Source organism: Flavonifractor sp. An82 (genome assembly GCF_002159265.1).
Classification (GTDB): Bacteria; Bacillota; Clostridia; order Oscillospirales; family Oscillospiraceae; genus Flavonifractor.
Map to the genome: position 1 here is coordinate 63,389 of NZ_NFHG01000016.1, position 22,318 is coordinate 85,706.

Annotated in this window: 19 protein-coding genes; 16 read left to right on the forward strand and 3 right to left on the reverse strand. The window is 54.8% G+C overall.

What is annotated here, in order from left to right:
• The first annotated feature begins 278 nt into the window (after positions 1–278).
• The 3 genes from B5G34_RS14150 (at position 279) to malQ (ending at position 4,889) form a co-directional block, all read left to right on the forward strand.
• On the forward strand, positions 279–2,771 hold the full coding sequence (locus B5G34_RS14150; RefSeq protein ID WP_087338863.1) for an ATP-dependent Clp protease ATP-binding subunit: 2,493 nt from the start codon (positions 279–281) through the stop codon (positions 2,769–2,771).
• Positions 2,753–3,304 (forward strand): DUF4358 domain-containing protein, encoded by a 552-nt coding sequence (locus tag B5G34_RS14155; RefSeq protein WP_087338866.1) that lies wholly within the window; start codon positions 2,753–2,755, stop codon positions 3,302–3,304. The genes B5G34_RS14150 and B5G34_RS14155 overlap by 19 nt, the downstream gene beginning before the upstream one ends.
• A gap of 109 nt (positions 3,305–3,413) precedes the next feature.
• Positions 3,414–4,889 carry a 4-alpha-glucanotransferase gene (gene malQ / locus B5G34_RS14160; RefSeq protein ID WP_087338869.1) on the forward strand — a complete coding sequence of 492 codons (1,476 nt, stop codon included), beginning with the start codon at positions 3,414–3,416 and terminating at the stop codon, positions 4,887–4,889.
• 67 nt (positions 4,890–4,956) lie between these two features.
• Here malQ and B5G34_RS14165 read toward each other — a convergent pair whose 3' ends face one another.
• From B5G34_RS14165 to B5G34_RS14175, 3 genes are all read right to left on the reverse strand, one after another.
• A complete protein-coding gene (locus tag B5G34_RS14165) occupies positions 4,957–5,439 on the reverse strand; it encodes a GNAT family N-acetyltransferase (protein WP_087338872.1) in 483 nt (160 codons plus the stop codon).
• Positions 5,440–5,587: 148 nt separating this feature from the next.
• A complete protein-coding gene (locus B5G34_RS14170; protein WP_162609489.1) occupies positions 5,588–6,574 on the reverse strand; it encodes a DUF1700 domain-containing protein in 987 nt (328 codons plus the stop codon).
• The gene (locus B5G34_RS14175; protein ID WP_087338878.1) at positions 6,567–6,893 is read right to left on the reverse strand and encodes a PadR family transcriptional regulator; all 327 of its coding nucleotides are present in this window, start codon (positions 6,891–6,893) and stop codon (positions 6,567–6,569) included. The genes B5G34_RS14170 and B5G34_RS14175 overlap by 8 nt, the downstream gene beginning before the upstream one ends.
• A gap of 246 nt (positions 6,894–7,139) precedes the next feature.
• On the opposite strand from B5G34_RS14175, the gene B5G34_RS14180 reads away from it, so the two are divergent.
• The 13 genes from B5G34_RS14180 (at position 7,140) to B5G34_RS19235 (ending at position 22,048) form a co-directional block, all read left to right on the forward strand.
• Positions 7,140–10,073, forward strand: a complete 2,934-nt coding sequence (locus tag B5G34_RS14180; RefSeq protein WP_087338881.1) for an acyl-CoA dehydratase activase — start codon at positions 7,140–7,142, stop codon at positions 10,071–10,073.
• 37 nt (positions 10,074–10,110) lie between these two features.
• On the forward strand, positions 10,111–11,424 hold the full coding sequence (locus B5G34_RS14185) for a 2-hydroxyacyl-CoA dehydratase (protein ID WP_087338884.1): 1,314 nt from the start codon (positions 10,111–10,113) through the stop codon (positions 11,422–11,424).
• Positions 11,417–11,980: a GNAT family N-acetyltransferase gene (locus tag B5G34_RS14190; RefSeq protein ID WP_242957065.1), complete on the forward strand. Its 564-nt coding sequence runs from the start codon at positions 11,417–11,419 to the stop codon at positions 11,978–11,980. The genes B5G34_RS14185 and B5G34_RS14190 overlap by 8 nt, the downstream gene beginning before the upstream one ends.
• A 310-nt stretch (positions 11,981–12,290) precedes the next feature.
• Positions 12,291–12,902 (forward strand): TetR/AcrR family transcriptional regulator, encoded by a 612-nt coding sequence (locus tag B5G34_RS14195; protein WP_087338889.1) that lies wholly within the window; start codon positions 12,291–12,293, stop codon positions 12,900–12,902.
• 66 nt (positions 12,903–12,968) lie between these two features.
• Positions 12,969–13,571, forward strand: a complete 603-nt coding sequence (locus tag B5G34_RS14200; RefSeq protein WP_021632312.1) for an MptD family putative ECF transporter S component — start codon at positions 12,969–12,971, stop codon at positions 13,569–13,571.
• Positions 13,568–14,296, forward strand: a complete 729-nt coding sequence (locus B5G34_RS14205; protein WP_162609490.1) for an energy-coupling factor transporter transmembrane component T — start codon at positions 13,568–13,570, stop codon at positions 14,294–14,296. The genes B5G34_RS14200 and B5G34_RS14205 overlap by 4 nt, the downstream gene beginning before the upstream one ends.
• Before the next feature lie 4 nt (positions 14,297–14,300).
• Positions 14,301–15,782, forward strand: a complete 1,482-nt coding sequence (locus B5G34_RS14210) for an ABC transporter ATP-binding protein (RefSeq protein WP_087338892.1) — start codon at positions 14,301–14,303, stop codon at positions 15,780–15,782.
• Complete coding sequence (locus B5G34_RS14215) at positions 15,779–17,542, forward strand: ABC transporter ATP-binding protein (protein ID WP_087338895.1); 1,764 nt, start codon at positions 15,779–15,781, stop codon at positions 17,540–17,542. The genes B5G34_RS14210 and B5G34_RS14215 overlap by 4 nt, the downstream gene beginning before the upstream one ends.
• Entirely contained in the window at positions 17,539–19,287 is a 1,749-nt protein-coding gene (locus B5G34_RS14220; RefSeq protein ID WP_087338898.1) for an ABC transporter ATP-binding protein, read from the forward strand. Before B5G34_RS14215 ends, B5G34_RS14220 begins: the two co-directional genes overlap by 4 nt.
• A gap of 30 nt (positions 19,288–19,317) precedes the next feature.
• Positions 19,318–19,905 (forward strand): MptD family putative ECF transporter S component, encoded by a 588-nt coding sequence (locus tag B5G34_RS14225; RefSeq protein ID WP_087338901.1) that lies wholly within the window; start codon positions 19,318–19,320, stop codon positions 19,903–19,905.
• A 38-nt stretch (positions 19,906–19,943) separates the two neighbouring features.
• A complete protein-coding gene (locus tag B5G34_RS14230; protein ID WP_242957066.1) occupies positions 19,944–20,339 on the forward strand; it encodes a metal-dependent transcriptional regulator in 396 nt (131 codons plus the stop codon).
• A gap of 26 nt (positions 20,340–20,365) precedes the next feature.
• On the forward strand, positions 20,366–20,782 hold the full coding sequence (locus B5G34_RS14235; protein ID WP_087338925.1) for a winged helix-turn-helix domain-containing protein: 417 nt from the start codon (positions 20,366–20,368) through the stop codon (positions 20,780–20,782).
• A 441-nt stretch (positions 20,783–21,223) separates the two neighbouring features.
• The gene (locus tag B5G34_RS19235) at positions 21,224–22,048 is read left to right on the forward strand and encodes a hypothetical protein (RefSeq protein ID WP_242957067.1); all 825 of its coding nucleotides are present in this window, start codon (positions 21,224–21,226) and stop codon (positions 22,046–22,048) included.
• Positions 22,049–22,318 lie beyond the last annotated feature (270 nt).

Sequence of the window (22,318 nt, forward strand, 5' to 3'; positions counted from 1 at the left end):
AAAATTGCAATGCTAAAATGTGTGTACTGTGGGTATATTTTTTTCTGGCGGGAAAAATGATAACTGCGATGCACAGCCGGAAGGGAGCGATCCGATGGACAGAGCGTCGAGATTCCGCATGGATGCGGCGGGGGATTTGACCCCCCAGCTGAACGGAGCCCCCAGCAGCGGGGCCCATCCGCACAGAACAAAGGAGAAGGGGCGTGGCACAGGATATGAAGCCCGTCAAGAAAAAGCGCAGGTTCCTTCCGTGGAGGAAGGACCGGCGAGGCGAGAGCATGAATGAGACCCGATTCACCCAGCGGGCCCAGGCCGCCCTGCGTCTGGCCCAGGAGAGCGCCGCCGAACTGGGCCACGGCTATGTAGGCAGCGAGCACCTGCTGCTGGGCTTGGCCAAAGAGGGCAGGGGGGTGGCCTCCAAGGTACTCCAGGCCGCCGGTCTGGAGACGGAGGGCCTGAAACAGACGGTGTCCCAGCTGGTGGGGGTGGGCACGCCGGGGACCGTCCCCTCCCAGGGGCTGACCCCCCGGTGCAAGAAGATCATTGAACTCTCCCTCACCGAGGCGGTGCGGCTGGGCCACCAGTATGTGGGCACTGAGCATCTGCTGCTGGGCATCCTCCGGGAGGGGGACGGGGTGGCGGTACGGGTGCTGGACGCCGCCGGGGTGGAGCCCCGCCGCCTGCGGGCCGACGTGTCCGCCGCCATGGGAGGGGAGACCCAGCCGCCTCCCTTCCGGGGGAGCGGCAAGCCCCGCACCGAGCGGGACTATCCCGGCGAGTCCAAGCTGCTGGAGCAGTTCGCCCGGGACCTGACCCGCATGGCGGCCGGGGGCCAGCTGGACCCGGTGGTGGGCCGGGACCGGGAGATCCGTCGGGTAATTCAGATCCTGTCCCGGCGGCAGAAGAACAACCCTGCCCTCATCGGGGAGCCCGGCGTGGGCAAGACGGCGGTGGCCGAGGGCCTGGCCCGGATGATGGTGGCCGGAGACGTGCCCGAGGAGCTGCGGCGCAAGCGGCTGGTCTCCCTGGATCTGTCCGCCATGGTGGCGGGCACCAAATACCGGGGAGAATTTGAGGAGCGGGTAAAAAACGTGCTCTCCGAGGTGCGCCGGGTGGGGGATGTGATCCTATTCATCGACGAGCTCCATACCATCGTGGGGGCGGGCTCCGCCGAGGGAGCCATTGATGCCGCCAACATCATCAAGCCTGCCTTGGGTCGGGGAGAGATCCAGGTCATCGGGGCCACCACCACCGAGGAGTACCGGAAGTATATCGAGAAGGACGCCGCCCTGGAGCGGCGGTTCCAGCCGGTGCTGGTGGCCGAACCAGACCAGGAGACAGCTCGGGCCATCCTCATGGGCCTGCGGGACCGGTATGAGGCCCACCACCGCATCAGCATCAGCGACCAGGCCATCACCGCCGCCGTGGCCCTGTCCAGCCGGTATATCGGGGACCGCCGCCTGCCCGACAAGGCCATCGACCTGATGGACGAGGCGGCGGCCCGGGTGCGGCTGGACCGGCTGGCGGCGCCCCCCGATCTCCGGGCCCTGGAGGACAAGGTGGTCCGGGCCAGAGGGGAGAAGGAGGAGGCCATCCGCAGCCAGGACTTTGAGAAGGCCGCCATGCTGCGGGACGCGGAGGAGGATTTCCGCCGGGAGCTGGACCAGCAGAAGGCCCTGTGGCGGGCGGGACAGAACACCGGAGCGGTGACTGCCGAGGACGTGGCGGCGGTGGTGTCCGGCTGGACGGGCATCCCTGTCACCACCCTGACCCAGGCGGAGAGCGACCGGCTGCTCCAGTTGGAGGAGGAGCTTCACCGCCGGGTGGTGGGCCAGGAGGAGGCCGTCAAGGCGGTGGCCCGGGCTGTGCGCCGGGGCCGGGTGGGGCTGAAGGAGCCTGAACGGCCCACCGGCTGCTTCCTCTTCCTGGGCCCCACCGGCGTGGGCAAGACCGAACTGAGCCGGGCCCTGGCCCTCTCCCTCTTCGGCAGTGAGGAGGCCCTGTTCCGCTTCGACATGTCGGAGTATATGGAGAAGCACGCGGTCTCCCGGCTCATTGGCTCCCCGCCGGGCTATGTGGGCCACGAGGAGGGGGGCCAGCTCACCGAAAAGGTGCGGCGGCGGCCCTACTGTGTGGTGCTTTTTGACGAGATCGAGAAGGCCCACCCTGACGTATGGGGCATCCTGCTCCAGATCATGGAGGACGGTGTGGTCACCGATTCCCAGGGCCGGAAGGCCGACTTCCGCAATGCGGTGGTGGTGCTCACCTCCAACGTGGGCGCGGCCAGGATCACCGCCCGGGGCAGCAAGCTGGGCTTCTCTGCTGCCGAGCACCGGGATGGGGAGACCCGCTCCCTGGAGGAGCTGCGCTCGGCGGTGCTGGAGGATTTGAAGAAGGTGTTCCGGCCGGAATTTCTCAATCGTCTGGACGAGACCATCGTCTTCACCCAGCTGGGCCGGGGCGAGATCAAGTCCATCGCCCGGCGGATGCTCTCCCGGGTGGGGGAGCGGCTGCGGGCTCTGGGGGTGCGCCTTACCTGGACCGATGGGGCCCTGGACGCCCTGGCCAGGCTGGGTTTTGATCCCGACTACGGGGCTCGGCCCCTCCGCCGCACCATTCGTACCCGGGTGGAGGACCCGGCAGCCGAACTGCTGCTCAGCGGCGCGGTGCGGGCAGGGGACACCCTGCTGGCCGATCGGGCGGGGGATACCCTGACCCTGTGTAAACAAGAAGTGGAAAAGGAGAATGAACCATGCGAAAACAACGGATGATCCCTCTGATGCTGCTGGCGCTGCTGCTGGTACTGCCCGGCTGCAGCAAGGTGGAGGACGAGATGGACAAAATGGAGAGCCAGATGGCACAAAAGGAGGAGCTGACCGCCGAAGAGCGGACCCAACTCTACCAGACCGCCATTGAGAACGCCAGAGACCAGGAGGAAAACGACGCCCTGCCCATCATCACCAGCGTGGATGACGACATGGGCCAGGCCACCTTTGACCTGTTGGGCCTGAAAAAGGAGGATGTGGCAGCCTGCGCCCTGTCGGCTTCTCTGATGAATGTGAAGGCTTACGGTGTTGCCGCCGTCTGTCCGGTGGCAGGCCGGGAGGAAGCGGTGCGCAACGGCCTCAACGATTTTATCGCAAACCGGAAGGAGAGCTTTCACCAGTATTTGCAGGATCAGTATGATATTGCCGACAAGGCCAAACTGGGCACCCTGAAGGACGGCACCATCCTGCTGGTGATGTGTGAGAATCAGGACCAGGTCTATGAGTCCATTCAAACCGCCATCGAGTCCGGGACTTAAAGGAACATTCAGCCGCAGCCCTTGCATGCCATAACATGCAAGGGTTGCGGCTTTTTGGCAAATGTACTATAATAAGCAGGTCCGTAATCAATGAAGTGGAGGCCTGTTTATGCAAGCAAGAGCCAGCGGAATCCTGCTTCCCGTATTCTCCCTGCCGGGGCCCTACGGCATCGGCACGCTGGGCAAGCCGGCCCGGCAGTTTATCGACTTTTTGGCGGCGGGCGGCCAGAAATTCTGGCAGATCCTGCCCCTGGTGCCGCCGGGAGGGGGCAACTCCCCCTACATGTCCCCCTCGTCTTTCGCGGGCAATCCCCTGTTCCTGGACCTGGATGAACTGGCGGAGGAGGGGTTGCTGACCCACGACGAGCTCAACGCCGCCCAGCGGGACAATCCGGACCGGGTGGATTACGCCTGGCTCCGCGAGACCCGGCTGCCCCTGCTGCGGAAGGCCTTTGAACGGGGACGGGAGAAATACGCCCCCCAGCTCAAGCAGTTTGAGGGGGAGGAGGCCGACTGGCTGCCCGACTACGCCCTCTTCATGGCCCTGCATGACCATTTTGACAAGGAACTGGCCCAGTGGCCCGACGAGGTCCGCCTGCGCAAGCCGGCGGCCATGGCCCGGTGCCGGGAGGAGCTGGGGGAGGAGTGCGCTTTCCAGACCTTCCTGCAATACCTCTTCTTCCGCCAGTGGAAGGCGGTCAAGACCTATGCCAACTCCAAGGGGGTCTCCATCATCGGGGACCTGCCCATCTATGTCTCTCCCGACAGCGCCGAGGTGTGGGCCAATCCGGAGCTCTTCCAGCTCAAGGAGGATATGCGTCCCTCCTGCGTGGCCGGTGTGCCCCCAGATGCCTTTACTGACAAGGGCCAGCACTGGGGCAACCCTCTGTACGACTGGAAGTACCACAAAAAGACCGGCTTTGCCTGGTGGAAGCGCCGGGGCGCCCATATGGCCCGTCTGTATGACGTGGTGCGCATCGACCACTTCCGGGCCTTCCACACCTACTGGTCCATCCCCGAGGATGCCGAGGACGCCCGGGGCGGCCACTGGGAGAAGGGCCCCGGCAACGACCTGCTGGACGTGCTGAAAAAGGTGCCTGGCCTGGCCCTCATCGCGGAGGATCTGGGGGATCTGGATGCCGACGCCCTGGCCTATATCGCCCAGAGCGGCCTGCCCGGCATGAAGGTGCTGGTCTATGCCTTCGACCCGGTGGGGGAGAGCGCCTATCTGCCCCATAACTGCCCCCGGGACGCGGTGATGTACACCGGTACCCACGACACCCCCACCTTTGTCCAGTGGCTCTTTACCGAGGCCAACCCGGACGAGCGGCAGTACGCCTTCGACTACCTGCGCCTGCGGGAGGACGAGGGCTTCGGCTGGGGTGCGGTGTGCGGGGCGTGGATGTCCCCCTGCCGGCTGGCCATCGCTCCCTTCCAGGACCTGCTGGGTCTGGGTGGGGACGCCCGGGTCAACGCCCCCGGCACCATGGGGGACCAGAACTGGTCCTGGCGGGTGCGGGCTGACGCCCTTAACCCCACGGTGTCCGGCAAGCTGGCCAGAATCACCCGTACTTATCGGAGATAACGTAAAACTGCCTGCCGCAGGACTGCGGCAGGCAGTTTTTATGTTGATTTGATAGATGAAAATTGTCTTAAAGTTTTAATACGGCAATCTGTTCTTCTCCGTCTTTTTCTCTGGTCTCTATAAATCCAAAAGAGGCATACAGCGATTTAGCAACCACATTTTCTGGCTCATATGACAGCCAACAGAAATCAGCTTTACCACAGGGAAATGTTCGGATAAAGCTTAACGCAAGTTCTACCGCCTGTTTCCCATACCCCATGTTTTGATAGTTCTTATCTATCATCAATCTCCACAGGTTATAATTCCCGTCTGCTATGGCAGGTGCATCTTTCCAGTAATCATCTTTGTCATAACCGATCATCACAAAGCCGACTGGATTATTACCTTCAAAAATTCCAAACGGAAAAGCATACCCGTTGGATGTAATAGCAATATACGCTTCGATAATGCTGATATCATTACTGGCGACAAAACTTTTCTGACTATCTGAGACATTTAACCTTAGAATATCCCAGATATTTTCACCGTTTATTTTTTTCAGATGAATCATTCTATTTACCTCTGTGAATCCAAATTTGTCTGCTTAGATTGTAGCACTCATATACAAATTTCTCTATCATTTTCTATTTGCCTATATCATTTTTTATACTATGGAAAATTTGAACACCAAAAAGTCAAATGCTATTTTATGGAAAGGATTATTGAAACACCAGGCTGACGTCACCGGTGCCGCTGACCAGAGACAGGGTTCGCTGGCCACTGCCGCCCTCCGACCAGAAGGGCTGCATGGTCTCTCCGTTCAGACGGATATCGCCGGTGCCTGAGCTCAGCAGCCAGGAGTAGCCGGACTGGCTGTCTGCGATCTCAAAGGTCAGGTCGCCTGTCCCGGTAAGAATGTCGGCTTCTTTCACCGGAGCGGCCAGTTTCAGGGTCGCATCGCCCACACCGTTCTCCACATTCATTCTGCCGCTGACGGTACAGTCCTCCCAGACCAGATCGCCCACACCAATGGTTAGCTCCGCACGGTCCAGAGTGGTCCCCTCCGGGACGGTCACCTCGACTTGAACGTCCGCCGATCTTTGAGCGGAGGGAACATCAGAGGGATAGGGGGTACTCCAGACCGAGAGAACCCCGTCTCTGTTGCGGTAGTTCAGCTGGTAGGAGTCCTCCGAGGTGTCCTGGCTCCGGTTGACCAGACGGATCGTCCACTCGCTGCCCGTTTTGATCTGAACCGAGGCCACGTCCACATCCAACTCCAGGGCGTCAAAGGGGGTCAGTGCCACCGATACGTCAGAGTTGTCTGTAACGAGAACGGGGGTGGTGGTCTCGACGGTGGGGGTGCGGAAACTGTCGGTTCTGAGCGCCAGCAACAGAGTGGAAGGCAGCACAAAGATAGCCAGAACGATGACAAGCACGATTGCGATGATCAGCGGGACCACCCACCGCCGCCGTCCGGCGGGAGCAGGGGGCGGGGTGGTGACCCGCCGGGCGCTTTCTCCTGCGTCCTTCAGCACCTGCTCCGCCACTGAGGCGGGGGAGCCCAGACGCTCCGCCACAGCTTCCTCGTCCTCCTCCGAGTCGTCAAAATAGGCCTCGTAGTAGGAGAGCACGTCGGCCAACTCCTCCTCCGGCAGATGGTCTTCCAGCCTGTACCGCAGCTGCTTTAAAAATTGTGACTTATTCATGCCCATCCTCCTTTTCCCCCAGCAGAAGCCCCTCGATCTGGCTGCGGTAACGCACCCATTCCTCCCGATAGCCGGTGAGCAGCGCCCGCCCCGCCGGTGTGATGGCGTAGTAGCGCCGGTTGCGGCCCTGAAAGGGCTTGTCGTAGACAGTGAGACAGCCGCTCTGCTGAAGCCGCCTCAACACGGGATAGAGGGTGGATTCCGACAGCTCCACCTGCTCCTTCATGCGCTGGGTCAGGCGGTAGCCGTAGGTGTCTCCCTCCGCCAGCACCGCCAGCACGCAGGCGTCCAGCAGGGGAGCGCCCAGTGGAAAGGTCATAGCCAGGCCCCCTTTCTGTTTGATAATATTATATGACGTATAATATTGCTTGTCAACAATGATATGGACCGGGCAGCCTTGTGAAAATTGCGCCGGTGACCGGGGCATTGGAAATGATTTTTGGGCACAATTCTTTCCGTTTGCGGAACTTCCTGTATTTTGTAGGTTTTCTCTTGTCAAAAAAATGCTTTTGTTATATTATGATGGATGCGAAATTCTTCATTATAAAGGATATCAGGTGAATCTATGAGTCTGCGGATTGGAATTGACATTGGCTCCACCACGGTCAAAGTGGTGGTACTGGACGAGGCCAACCAGCTGCTGTTCCGCTCCTATGAGCGGCACTACTCCAAGGCCAGAGAGCGTGCGGCTGAGACCCTGCGTTCCATCGAGGAGAAGCTGCGGGGCCAGCAGGTGCGCATCGCCATCACCGGCTCTGCCGGTCTGGGCGTGGCCAAGGCGGCGGAGATCGACTTTGTGCAGGAGGTGTACGCCACCGCCGCCGCCGTCAATACCTACATACCGGCCACCGACGCGGTGATCGAGCTGGGCGGCGAGGACGCCAAGATCATTTTCTTCGGCGGCGCGCTGGAGGAGCGTATGAACGGCTCCTGCGCCGGCGGTACCGGCGCCTTTATCGACCAGATGGCCACCCTGATGAACGTGTCGGTGAACGAGCTGGATGAGCTCTCCCTGAAGCACGAGAAGATCTATCCCATCGCCTCCCGCTGCGGCGTGTTCGCCAAGAGCGATATCCAGCCTATCCTGAACCAGGGCGGCCGGAAGGAGGACGTGGCGGCCTCCATCTTCCAGGCGGTGGTGGACCAGACTGTGGCCGGTCTGACTCAGGGCCGCGAGCTCAAGGGCAAGATCGTCTTTCTGGGCGGCCCTCTCCACTTCCTCAAGGGCCTGCGCCAGCGGTTCGTGGAGACCCTGAAGCTGGACGAGGAGCATGCCATCTTCCCGGAGGACGGCGACTGCTTTGCCGGGATCGGTGCCGCCCTGTGTGCCACCGAGCTGGCCGAGCGCTCCTTTGATGAGATCCTGGAGCGGCTGGAAAAGAGCGTGGACAACGTGGGCCTGGTGGACACCATGCCCCCCCTGTTTAACGATCAGGGGGAGTACGACGCCTTCCTGGCCCGCCACAACGCCATGCATCCCCCGGAGGTGGACGTGAACACCTATTCCGGCGATGCCTGGCTGGGCATCGACGCCGGTTCCACCACCACCAAGATGGTGCTCATCACCGCCGACGGCGGCCTGCTCTACACCTACTACCACTCCAACCTGGGCAACCCGGTGGCCATCGTGCTGGAGCAGCTGAAGGAGATCTACGCCCTGTGCGGCGACCGCATCACCATTAAGGGCGCGGCGGTCACCGGCTACGGTGAGGAGCTCATCAAGAACGCCTTCTCCTGCGACGCCGGTCTGGTGGAGACGGTGGCCCACTACAACGCCGCCCGCCATTTCAACCCCGACGTGGATTTCATCATCGACATCGGCGGCCAGGATATGAAGTGCTTCAAGATCCGCAACGGCGCGGTGGACTCCATCATGCTCAACGAGGCCTGCTCCTCCGGCTGCGGCTCCTTCATTGAGACCTTTGCCAAGGCCCTGGGCTATAACATCGCCGACTTCTCCAAGCTGGGCCTGCTGGCCAAGCACCCGGTGAACCTGGGCTCCCGCTGCACCGTGTTTATGAACTCCAGCGTGAAGCAGGCCCAGAAGGACGGCGCCAGCGTGGAGGACATCTCCGCCGGTCTGTCCATCTCCATCGTGAAAAACGCGGTATACAAGGTCATCCGTGCCGCCAACGCCGACGACCTGGGCAAGCACATCGTGGTCCAGGGCGGCACCTTCCATAACGACGCGGTGCTGCGGGCCTTTGAGCTGGAGCTGGGCCGCAACGTGACCCGGCCCACCATCGCCGGTATCATGGGCGCCTTCGGCGCGGCTCTGGCCGCCCGGGATCTCCACCTGGACAAGAGTTCCATCCTGACGGCGGAGGACCTGAAGTCCTTCTCCCACACCGCCAGGCCCGTGACCTGCAACCTGTGCACCAACCACTGCTCCCTTACCGTCAACACCTTTGACGGCGGGCGGCGGTTTATCTCGGGCAACCGGTGCTCCCGCCCCCTGGGCAAGGCCAAGGTGGAGAACCCCGACCTGATGAACTACAAGTACAAGAAGCTCCGTGCCCTCCACGGCAAGGGGAGCGGCAATGGGGTCCGGGGCAAGATGGGCATCCCCTTCGGCCTGAACATGTACGAGAACCTGCCCTTCTGGTTTGAGTTCTTTACCCGCCTCAACTTTGAGGTGGTGCTCTCTCCCGAGTCCTCCCGCAAGCTCTACCTGAAGGGCCAGCACACCATTCCCTCCGATACGGTTTGCTATCCCGCCAAGCTGCTCCACGGCCATGTGGAGGCCCTGGTGGAGGAGGGGGTGGACGCCATTTGGTACCCCTGCATGTCCTACAACAACGACGAGGGCATCGGCGACAACCACTACAACTGCCCGGTGGTGGCTTACTACCCCGAGCTGCTGGCCGCCAACGTGCCCCTGCTGAAGCAGACCAGGTTCCTCAATCCCTATGTGGGCCTGTGGCGGCACAAGGACTTCACCAAGCGGATCGCCAAGATCATGGACGAGGAGTTCTCCATCCCCAAGCGGGAGACCGAGGCGGCGGCCAAGGCGGCCTATGCGGCTTATGACGCCTACGTCCACGACGTGCGGGAGACCGGCAAGCGGTACATCGAGTACGCCCGGGCCCACGACATGCCCATCATCGTGGCCTGCGGCCGGCCCTACCACATCGACCCGGAGATCAACCACGGCATCAATGACCTGATTACCTCCTTCGGCTTTGTGCTGGTCACCGAGGACGCCCTCAGCTATCTAGAGGGCTACGCCCCCCGGAAGGTGCTCAACCAGTGGACCTTCCAGTCCCGGATGTACAACGCCGCCCGCTATGTATGTACCCAGCCCGACATGCAGGTGGTGCAGCTGGTCAGCTTTGGCTGCGGCACCGACGCCATCACCACCGACGAGCTGCGTGACATTCTGGAGAGCGGCGGCAAGCTGTACACCCAGCTGAAGATCGACGACATCAGCAACCTGGGCGCCGTCACCATCCGGGTCCGCTCCCTGATGGCGGCTATGGACGCCCGGAAGCATCAGTGACCCCACGCACCGTGCAAGGAAAGGAACCATCGTTACTATGGCAGAACTGATTTACGATAAAACCGGACGGCTCCTGTTTACGCAGGAAATGAAGAAGGAGTATACCATCCTCTTTCCCACCATGCTGCCCGTCCATTTCGGACTGATGGCCCGCATCATTGAGACAGAGGGCTACAAGGTGGAGATGCTTACCACCAACCACCGCAACATCGTGGATGAGGGCCTGAAGTACGTCCACAACGACACCTGCTATCCCGCCCTGCTGGTCATCGGCCAGCTCATTGATGCGGTGAAGAGCGGTAAATACGACCCCCACAAGGTGGCTCTGCTCATTACCCAGACCGGCGGCGGCTGCCGGGCCTCCAACTACATCCACCTGCTGCGCAAGGCGCTGATGAAGGCCGGGCTGGATTATGTGCCAGTCATCTCCCTGAACCTGTCCGGCCTGGAGCACAATCCCGGCTTCAAACTGGGCCTGGGTACCTTGCGCAAAGCCATATTCGCCATGATGTACGGCGATATCATCGTACAGACCGCCAACCAGGTACGGCCTTACGAGGTCAACGCCGGACAGACGGATGAGACCATCCGGCAGATCGAAGATCACCTGCTCTCTGAAATGAGCAAGGGCGATGGTCTGTCCTTCAAGAGCATGGTGGAGAACTTTGACCACATCGTGGCCGCCTTCAAGGCCATCCCCGTGGCCGGGGAGCCCAAGGTCCGCGTGGGCGTGGTGGGCGAGATCTACATCAAATACTCCCCCCTGGGCAACAACAACCTGGAGCAGTTCCTCCTGTCCGAGGGAGCGGAGCCGGTAGTGCCCGGTCTCACCGACTTCATCATCTTCAAGATCTACAACCGGGAAGTGGACGTGGACATCTACGGCGGCAAATTGGCCAAGAAGGCTGCCTGCGCCAGCTTGCGCCACTACGTGGAGAAGTGCCAGCGGGCCATGATCGATGCCATGAAGCGGGGCGGCTTCCGGGCTCCCGGCACCTTCCAGGACCTGCGCCAGCTCATCAAGGGCTATCTTGGCGAGGGCAACAAGATGGGGGAGGGGTGGCTCCTCACCGCCGAGATGCTGGAGCTCATCCACACCGGCACCCCCAACATTGTGTGCACCCAGCCCTTCGGCTGCCTGCCCAATCACATCGTGGGCAAGGGTATGATCCGCAAGCTGAAGGACGACTACCCCAACTCCAACATCGTGGCCATCGACTATGACCCCGGTGCCACCAAGATCAACCAGGAGAACCGCATCAAGCTGATGCTGGCCAATGCCCGGGCCCTGGCCCGGCAGCAGGCCCAGCAGGAAGCGGAAAAGAAGGTTGAGGAGACTGTCCGTGCCTGAGCCCCTGCGCTTTGTGGATGCCTCCACCGAGGAGCACTTTGCGGCCATGAGTGCCATCCACTGCCGGGGTTGGCGGTCCGCTTATCCCGGCTATGTACCAGACGACTACCTGCAAGAGGTCACCACCGAGGAGCACTGGATTCCCTTCTTCCGGGATGACTACGCTACCAAGCGATGCAAAGGCATTTTACTTTACGAAAATGACGTGCCTGTGGCCTGCTGTAACTATGGGCCCATCCGCAGCGGTCCCAGTCCCCGCCAGAGCGCGGAACTGGTGATTGACAGCAGCCAATACCATGGGTGGTGTGAAGTGATATCCCTTTACGTTGAGCCTGCCGCAACGAGTAGAGGCTATGGAGGCTTGCTGCTGGAGGAGGCGGTGCGCCGCCTGAAGGCGGAGGGCTATCCGGGCTGCACCCTCTTTGTGCTGCGGGAGAATTCCGGCGCCCGCCGGTTCTATGAGCGGCACGGTTTTGCCTGGGACGGCACCATACAGAAGGTGCCCTTTCCCCACCATATGGTCTGTAATGACCTGCGTTATGTGAGAAGTTTATAAGCGTCCAGCGGGCTGCCACGCCGCTGGAGAGAACGGGATCGGGGCGTGCGTCAGCACGCCCCGATTTCTTTTGGAAACCCGAACAGGAGGAGGAAATGAAACTTGGAAGAGAACAAGATGGGAGTGATGCCGGTACGCCGGCTGCTGCTCAACATGTCCTGGCCCATGATGCTGTCTATCCAGGTGTATTGCCAGTCGTACCAGGAATTCTGAATAACCAGATTTGTGTGTGGCTATTGACAAGATAACACACTTATGCTATTCTGATAACAGCGTTACCGATATCAATGTTATCTAAAGGGGTGATAGAATGTCGTTGCCGGATCGGAGAATTGATCCCAAGATACTTAAAAGTGCAGAAGAAGAATTTATGGAAAAGGGGTTTGCAGATGCCTCCTTGCGGGAAATATGCAAAAAAGCCGGCGTAACAACAGGAGCCATGTATAAGCGATACCCTGGCAAAGAAGCTTTGTTTGAAGCAGTAGTTGGTCCAACACTTCAGGATATTGAGGAGATGGCGCTTAATATCGAACGGTACGATTACGAGCAGTTGGCACATGGCAAGATGCAATCCGTATGGGATATGTCAAGCACAACACTTAAAACGATTGTGCGTTTTTCCTATGAGCGATACGATGGATTCAAGTTGCTCCTGTGTCGTTCGGAAGGTTCGACACACGCAAATTTCTTACATGATTTCGTATCTCACCATGCAAAGCAAACGGTCAAATTTTTAGAGGCAGTTACCCAGCAAGATGGTAGAGACAACCAGATTGATGAAGAGGAAATCCACATGCTGCTGACAGCCTTTTGGTCTACGCTGTTTGAGCCAATCGTTCATGATTTGCCTTTGGAACAAGCATTACGCCACTGTGAATATGTGGCAAAACTATTTAACTGGCAAGCTATTTTTGGCTTTTAGCTTAATAGGCTAAAAGCCAAAAAAATCCACATTGGTTAGCGACCGCTAACGAGGAAGGAGAAAACAATGAAAAGTAACACTGCAAAATTTAAAAAATCAGACAAAATGAATGTTCGCGATTACATAACCGCCGCCATCTTATATGTGCTTATGTTTCTGGTCTATGCGGGAGTTGGCGCACCCATTGGTATGACCGTCGCTGGCAGCTTGTTTGTCTTTGCGGCCTGTGCAGTGGTTTGGGGAACCATTTTCATGCTTCTGTTTACGAAAGTGAATAAGAAAGGAATCGTCTTGTTATTTGGGTTAATTTGGGCGGCAATGCAGCTTATGAGTTTTTGGGGTGTTGCGCTGGTAATTGCCGTTGGCGCGGTGATTGCTGAACTTTTCTGGCGCACATTGGATCGGCACAAGTTTTCTACCATGTTGCTGTGCTTTACCGTTCAGGTGGTATTTCTCTATCTGGGCATGACGATTCCACTTATTTTTATGAAAGATATGTATTTGGCCGCAGTATCCGCCTATGCGGATCTCTACTCCACAGTGTTTGATATGCTTATCGGGCCAATGTTCTTTGTGGGTCTTGCCGCCACTGTGGTGGGATGTGTGGTTGGAGCATTTCTTGGAAAACTGTTGCTGAAAAAACACTTTCAAAAAGCGGGGATCGTATGAGCAGGGATATCAGACACATTCGTTTTTTAGAGCTGGACCCACGAATGAAGCTCTTGCTGGTGGTTGTCTTTGCGTCAGCTACTTTTAGTGCGCCAAATCTGTTGGCCCTGATTTGGATGTATCTGCTGGTTGTAGTTCTGTATCTGGCTCGTGGTCTTTGGTTGGGCGCAAAAAAGACTGCAATGCTGTTTGCTGTGTTCCTGCTAATAAACCTAATTCTTTCTTTCGTACCGCAAAGCAAATTCGCTGCGGGCGTGGGTATGATTCTATTCATGCTGGAACGAGTTGTAGTGTTTTTTGTCATGGGAGCGTGGATGGGCAGCAAGCTACGAGTCAGTGATTTTGTGACTGCGATGCAGAATATGCACGTGCCTAAAGGTGGTACTATCGCACTGGCGGTAGCTTTCCGTTACATCCCAACAGTACAGGATGAATTCCGTTTTATCAAAAATACTATGATGCTACGCGGCATTGGACTGACAGTGCGAAATGTGCTGCTTCACCCAGTTAAAACCTGTGAATATGCCATTGTTCCGTTGATTATTAGGAGTATGACGATATCGGATGAACTGGCCGCTTCTGCCATGACACGAGGGTTGGATTTGGAATCAAAGCGCACCTCTTATCGGGAGGTACGTTTACGAGCAACCGACTTTTTATATGCAGGCGCCGTTATTTCCGCTGTAATTGCTGGAATTGTTGGCAGTGCTTTGCTTGGGAGGTAAAGATATGATTCAAATTGAACACGTTTCCTTCCAGTATGCCAATGCAAAGGAACCGGCTTTGCGGGATGTGAGCCTTACTATCCAAAAAGGGGAATTTGTAGTTCTGTTGGGTTCCTCGGGCTGTGGAAAAACGACCATCACCCGGTTGATTAACCGCTTAGTTCCGGAGTTTTTTGAAGGGGAACTGGAAGGAAGGGTCTTTGTAGATGGGCAGAATACAGATGAACTGTCAATCCAGGATTTGGCTGGTGTGGTAGGCTCCGTTTTTCAGGATCCACGGTCTCAGTTTTTTGCCACGGATACAACAGCAGAAATTGCCTTTTCCTGTGAGAATGTGGGCATTCCAAGAGAAGAAATCTGTCGGCGTATTGAACAGGCGGCTAACGACCTGCAAATTCAGCGCTTATTGGAGCGCAGCATTTTTGAACTGTCCAGCGGTGAAAAGCAGTCTATTGCTATCGCCTCAGTCTACGCACTTGCCCCCAAAATTCTGGTGCTGGACGAACCCTCTGCTAATCTGGATGCTGCAGCCACCGAGCATTTGATGGAGATTCTCCATACACTCAAACAACAGGGGTATACCATTATTATATCTGAGCACCGCATCCATTATCTGAAAGACATTGCAGATCGTGCCGTTTTGATTGAATATGGACAGATCACAAGAGAATTGGATGCCTCTGCCTTCCGTTCCCTTTCCAACGAGGAGGCTAACCGAATGGGGTTAAGGAGTACGGATCTTCTAAGTATACGCCCACCTGTGACGCAGAAAAAAACCGGAGCGGAGGAACAAATTTGTCTGGAAAATCTATCCTACCGCTATACCAGAGAAAGTGAGACGCTGGCAAATGTGAACCTCTCTGCCGGGAAAGGAGACATCGTTGGTATCGTCGGAACCAACGGCGTAGGGAAAAGTACGCTGTTGGAAATTGTGTGTGGTTTAAAAAAAGAAACCAATGGGGAGGTTCGATTTGGTGGCCAAGCGGTGAATAGTAAAACCAGGGTGCGCGATACTTTTCTTGTCATGCAGAGCAGCGACTACCAGCTTTTTACAGAAAGTGTGGAAAAAGAACTGTTTCTGGGTAATGACGGCAATGAGGAACTGCAAAAAAAAGGCCGTATGCTGTTGGAGCGGATGGGATTATTGGATTATCGACAGCAACATCCTGCATCAATGTCAGGCGGCCAGAAGCAGCGCCTTTGCATTGCAGTAGCTTGTATGAAAGACACAGATGTGATTTGTTTCGACGAGCCTACCAGCGGCCTGGACTATTCCAGTATGGTCAATGTTTCTTCCCTTCTACATGAACTGGCAGAACAGGGCAAGACCCTCCTGGTGACCACCCATGATTACGAATTTTTAATGCATACCTGCACCCATATTTGCTATCTGCTCAACGGCAGGGTGGAAAGTTTCTTTCCTGTAGAACCCAGATATACACCGCAGATCTATTCTATTCTCTTTCAGAAGGAGGTTGTTTTATGAAGAAGCAAGGTCTTGCAGGCAGTATCCTGTCTTATGCTACGCCATGCAAGGGAAAACTGATTATATCTGTAATTTGTGCATTACTGTCGGTTGCAGGGGGCATCATCCCTTATGTTGCCGCTTACCGTATTATTTGCCTGTTTTTTGACCAAACCGCCACGGCGGAGACGATCCTTTACTGGACCATTGTTGGCACGATCGGTTTTCTCGGCAAGGTTCTGTTTCATGCCATCTCCACTACGCTTTCCCACATTTCTGCATATACCATTTTGGAGTTGATGCGAAAGCGGGTCGCCGAGAAACTGATGAAGGCTCCGCTTGGAGTGGCCCAAGGAATCAACGCTGGTCGCGTAAAGAATATTGTGGTAGATCAGATTGAGAATATTGAAATCCCCCTGGCTCATGTGATTCCAGAGGGCGCCGGGGCGCTGATATTGCCGATAGCGGTATTCACTTATCTCTGTATGATTGATTTCCGTTTGGCGCTGGCATCGCTGATTACCATCCCTTTGGCGCTTATTCCATATGGAATGATGTTGGGCGGCTACAATAAAACCTACCAAGTCTATATGGAAGCCAATGAGCACATGAACAATGTAGTGGTTGAGTACATGGAAGGCATTGAAGTTGTGAAAGCTTTCAACCAGTCGACCTCGTCCTATGAGAAATATCGGAAAGCGGTAGAGAACTTCAAGCAAACCACCTTGAATTGGTACAAATCAACATGGAAATTTACTACCCTTGGTGCCAGTATTCTGCCGACAACTCTACTGGGTGTATTGCCGATTGGCACGCTGCTTTATCTCTATGGCAGCACAACCCTGCCAAAAATCACTATGGCAATGCTGCTCTCTATGGGCATGGTCAGCAGTTTGGGCCGCATGATTCTGTTTTTTAATCAGCTAAAATCAATTCAGTATTCTGTCAATATTGTAAATAAGACCTTTGATATTGGAGAATTGCCATTGGCAATGGAGGAAAAACCGATCTCGGCTCATGACATCCTAATGGAGCATGTGACCTTCTCCTATACCGGAAAAGAAAATGTAATCCATGACATAAATCTTGCTATCCCGGAGGGGGCATTTTATGCTCTTGTCGGCCCGTCTGGTGGAGGTAAATCGACACTGGCCCGCCTGGTGGCACGTTTCTGGGATCCGACAGAGGGAGCCATCCGGATTGGTGGCGTAAATATCAAAGACATTCCTCTGACAGAGTTGGCCGATCAGGTGAGCTTTGTTACGCAGGATAATTTTCTGTTTAACTGCTCCATTTTGGAAAATATCCGGCTAGGCAATCCGCAAGCCACAGATGAGCAGGTTTTGGAGGCGGCCCGAAAGGCACAATGCGACGAATTTATCAACAAGCTGGAACAGGGGTATCAGTCCAGCGCAGGCGAGGCTGGAGACCGGCTGTCTGGTGGTGAGAGACAGCGTATTGCAATCGCCAGGGCTATTTTGAAGAATGCTCCCATCGTGATTTTGGACGAGGCCACATCTTTTACTGATCCAGAGAATGAGGCCAAAATTCAGGAAGCTATCGCAGAGTTGACCCGTGGTAAAACGCTTCTGGTCATCGCCCACCGCCTCTCCACAATCAAGAATGCAGATAGGATCCTTTTGATTGAAAAAGGACGAATCGCGCAAAGCGGTACTCATGAGGAACTATTGGAAAGCAGCTCTCTTTATAGAGATATGTGGCAGGCTCACATTGGCGCAAAGAAATGGTCAGTTGGGTTAAGAGGGGAGGTTTTCGCATGATTAGAATTCTCAAACGGCTGTTCCGTCTGATGAGTCAGTACAAGGGGCGGCTCTATCTTGGCATTGCCCTCTCAATGATCTCCAATATTCTTGGCATTGTTCCTATTATCTGCGGAGTCTGGACAATTAAGCTGATTCTTGATGACAGCAACGGGGCAGCAGTGTTGGAACCGGTATATGTTCTCCAACTCACCACAATCATCCTTGGTTCAGTTTTGCTCCGATGGCTGTTCGCCTATATCCGGGCAACCCGGCAGGATAGCATTGCTCATGAGGTAACCTGTGCAGAACGACTGAAGATAGGTGATATTCTTAAGCGGGTTTCGCTGGGATTTCTCCAGCGGAAAAACATGGGGGAATTTACCACTGCTATCACCACAGATCTGGCTTTTTTTGAAATGCAGACGATGAATGTTGTCAATAACATTATTGACAGCTACATATTTCTTGCAATCACGATAATATGGCTGCTATGCTTTTCTCCTTTTTTGGGGGGCGCCGCGCTATTGGCTGTGGCAATTTCTACAGCCGGGTTGCAACTTATCGAGCGCCAAAGCCGTAAAAATTCCCCGATTCGGCAGGAAAGTATCAATGAGATGGCAGATGAGATTGTTCAGTATGTCCGCGGGATGGCTGTTGTCAAATCTTTCAAGCAGGAAGGTGTAGCCTCTGACGGCCTCTACCGGGCCTATCATAAGTCGAAAGAAATTAACATTAAGATGGAACGGAACTTTGCTCCTTGTGACGCATTGCACCGGCTCGGCCTATACATGGGCACCATGGCAATCACCTGCATCACAGCCCTTCTTGCACTCCAAGGGGAAATGGAACTGTATATGGCGATTATGTTGATCGTTTACAGTTATATCATGTTTAACACGATTGAGTCGGCAAATAATTCCCTTCACATTCTGGAAATGCTGGATACAGTAGCGGAGAAACTTCAGAGTATTGAAGATGCTGAATTCATTGATAAAGACGGAAAAGATGTTTCTATTAACCAGTACGATATTGAGTTTAAGGATGTGTCCTTTGGCTATGATAGTCGGGAAGTTTTAAGCCATATCTCCTTCCGTATCCCGCAGAACACCACAACAGCGATCGTAGGACCATCCGGCAGCGGGAAAACCACAATCTGCAGTTTATTGGCTCGGTTTTATGATGCACAGAATGGAGAAATACAAGTGGGAGGCCACAATGTTCGGGAATTTACCTGCGATTCTCTACTGAAAAATATCAGTATGGTATTCCAAAATGTGTATTTGTTCCACGATTCAATTCGCAACAATATTTTGTTCGGAAAACCCGATGCCTCCGAGGAAGAAATAATTGCCGCCGCCAAAGCCGCCCGATGCCATGATTTTATTATGGCGCTCCCAGATGGCTATAACACAGTCGTTGGTGAGGGTGGCTCTACCCTATCTGGTGGAGAAAAGCAACGCATTTCGATTGCTCGGGCTATGCTAAAAAACGCCCCCATTGTCATCCTTGATGAAGCAACTGCCAGCATTGATCCAGAAAATGAACATCTTATTCAACAAGCCATCGGCAATCTTACTCACGGTAAAACCATTATTGTGATTGCCCATCGCCTTGCGACTATTGAAAGCGCAGATCAGATCTTGGTGATTGATGAGGGAAAGGTTGTCCAAAGGGGAACTCATCAGCAGCTTGTCTCACAAAATGGGTTGTATAAACGATTTATCTCCATCCGCGAACAAGCTGAGGGTTGGGCCATTGGATAAACAGAGGATGGACGAAAGGGAGAATTATATATGAATAGTAAATGGACTGGTAAAGATTTCGGGATTACAGCCGGGATTTCCTTGGTTTACTTTATGATAACCATGGTGGTCATGATGTCCGGGGCACTTACGCCCATTCTGTGGATTTTTATGCCAGCTCTAATTGGTTTTTTTACGGGAATCCCATATCTGTATATTGTGGCAAAGGAAGCGAAACCCGGTGTTGTGTTTTTAATGAACCTGATCGTAGGTGTAATCTATTTTATTGCCGGGGAACTCTCCAATCTGGTCATTGTTACCTTAATTATCACCACCGTTCTTGCAGAGGGCGTACGGAAAGTTGGCGGTTACCACAATCTTAAGACGACACTCCTTAGTCATGTCATATTTTCCTTTGGTATGTTCGGTAATCCTCTCTATATCTGGGCGTTCCCCGAATACACGGTTGCACGCGCCACAGAGGAAATGTCGGCCGAATATGCGACAGTCATGCAGAATGTTGCGCAGATATGGATGCTGCCGGTTATGATTGCTGCAACTGTTGTACTGGCTCTGGTGGGCAGTATGCTTGGGAAAACAGTTCTAAAAAAACAACTTTCCAACGCTGCGCTGATCTGAATGAAGGGAATCCCGTTCCTAAAGGAAGGAGACCAACCATGCTGACATCTATGGATAAACGCACCGTAAAACTTCGGGCATCCGGAGAAGATTACCTGGAGGCCATCCTTGTTCTCCATAAGAAGATGGGCATGGTGCGCTCCGTGGATGTCGCCCGGCACCTGGAGGTCACAAAGCCCAGTGTGTGCCATGCGGTGGCGACCCTGCGGGATGGGGGCTTCCTGACGATGGATGAGGATTACTCTCTCCATCTGACCGATGTAGGGCGTGAGGTTGCCGAAAAAATCTATGAGCGACATTGTTTTTTTACCGAGCAGCTTATCGCCGCAGGCGTTGACCCCAGGATCGCGGAGGCTGACGCCTGCCGAATAGAGCATCTCATTAGCGATGAAAGCTTTCAGCGCTTAAAAGAAGCCGCGGAAAAGCGGTCTTGAAGGTAAACTTGAAAGGGGTGAGCGGCATGGAGCAGATCATCGTCATCCGTACTTCCGACCCAGACGGAAGCATTTTTCAATCCATCATGGGGGCCTTGCAAGGAAAAGATGTTCAGATTCTCCATGCTGCTGACCTTGATCCTTCTGCCCTGACTCTGGGCGATATTGAGATATTCCCAGAGCAGCGGCGGGTCACAAAGGCCGGTAAGGAGATCTGCCTGAACTACGGAGAGTTCTCTATCCTTTACTGCTTGGCCCGCTGCCCTGGGCGTGTATTTAGCCGGGAGCAGCTCTACAATGCGGCCTGGGGTGAGGACTATGAATTAGGCACCAATACCGTGGACAACACGATCTGGCGCCTACGGAACAAGCTGGAGCCTGACCCAAAGCACCCCACCTACATCAAGACCGTTTTTCGGGTGGGATACAAAATTGATAGATAGCATACCAAAATGCCGGACACAGAATCTACCTCTGTGTCCGGCACTGTTTTCTGCCATTATAAAAGACTATAATACGAAGAAAAGAAAGGGAATTTTACATTTCTCGATGAAGTCCTGATGATTTCTTCAAGATAAACTCTTGCTGTGACAGTCTACCCATCCCCTGGGGAAAAGTGAGGTGAGGCCGATGAGGGGCTGCAAAAACAGTATCATACATAATCAGCGCATACGGCGGTCTTTATCCTATGGATAAGGGCCGCCTTTCTTTATGCTATCGACAAATTCCGAGGGAATCCGTCAAGGTTCCCCCAATTTAGAACTTACAATTAAAAATTATCAGCAAAGGCGGCAGCGTAGAACTGCCACATTGATGGAAGAAAGGGGATGATGCCAGCCGCCTGTGTGCCGTCCGCATAGCAGCGGACAAGGAGTAACAGTGCTATGGATCAGAAAATCCGCAGCATTGAGAAGTTACTTTTTGTCCCATATCAACGACACACGGCTTTCAATGGACAAATTTCAATAGGCGTTGGTCTGCGTTTTTGTGCGCGGGAGTTTTCCCCAAGTGGGGACAAACCCCCGCCTGCCGGTGCTGCCTACTCTATTGGACTTCTCAATGCACATATTCAGAAAGCGGCTGATTTTGTATTCCGATACAAAGTCGGCCGCTTTCATTTAAGGCTCCCTGAACAAAGAGTTAGGGGGCCGCCACCTCCGATTTGTTTTCCGCAAAAAAACAAATCGGAGGTAACAGAAGTGCATAATTATCGCAAAAGCGACTATGCGATAAACAAAAACAGCCCAAATATCGTTTATCGCCTTCATAACGAAATCATAGAAATCACACTGGAGGATTATCTGAAGGAGAATCCTGACAAAACGGAACATGACTTTGCAGAGCTGAAAGCCCTGTCCGATCAAATCTACTATGAGCAGGATCGGGCAGAGAGCGCCCAGACCCGCAAGGATGTTTCAATACACGGTTTGGAGGAAACGGAGCATTGTGCCACTCGCGCTCTGGATGAAGAATGGGAAGAACGAGTTGTTGACATACAGAACCGCAAGTATGCCTGGAAAGCCTTGGAGCAGCTTTTTACAGTGGGCGCTTTGACCGAGGTTCAGAAACGGCGATTCCGGCTTCATGTTTTTCAGGGACTCTCTACCCGGCAAATTGGTCGCATGGAAGGGACAAGCCATCAAGCTGTTGCCAAGTCCATAAACCTGGCGATTGCCAAACTTAAAAAATATTTTGCGGCACAGGGTTGACACCCCTGCGGTTTCAGGACGATAGGTGAAAGGCATTCTTTCGAGTGTTCTTCTTTCACCTGTACCTTGACAACCGCATACTCATTCATCAGTAACATCCCCCCTTTCCAGCTCGAAGAGCTAAAGCCGATTCAGGGGCCGCGCCATGATATACGGACATGATGAATACGCCGCCTGAAACGGTGCCCTTAGACCGCACGAATGGTGCACTCAGACCGCTGAAATGGTGCATGGTCACCGCAGTCATGGTGCATTGACAGGATGGCCACT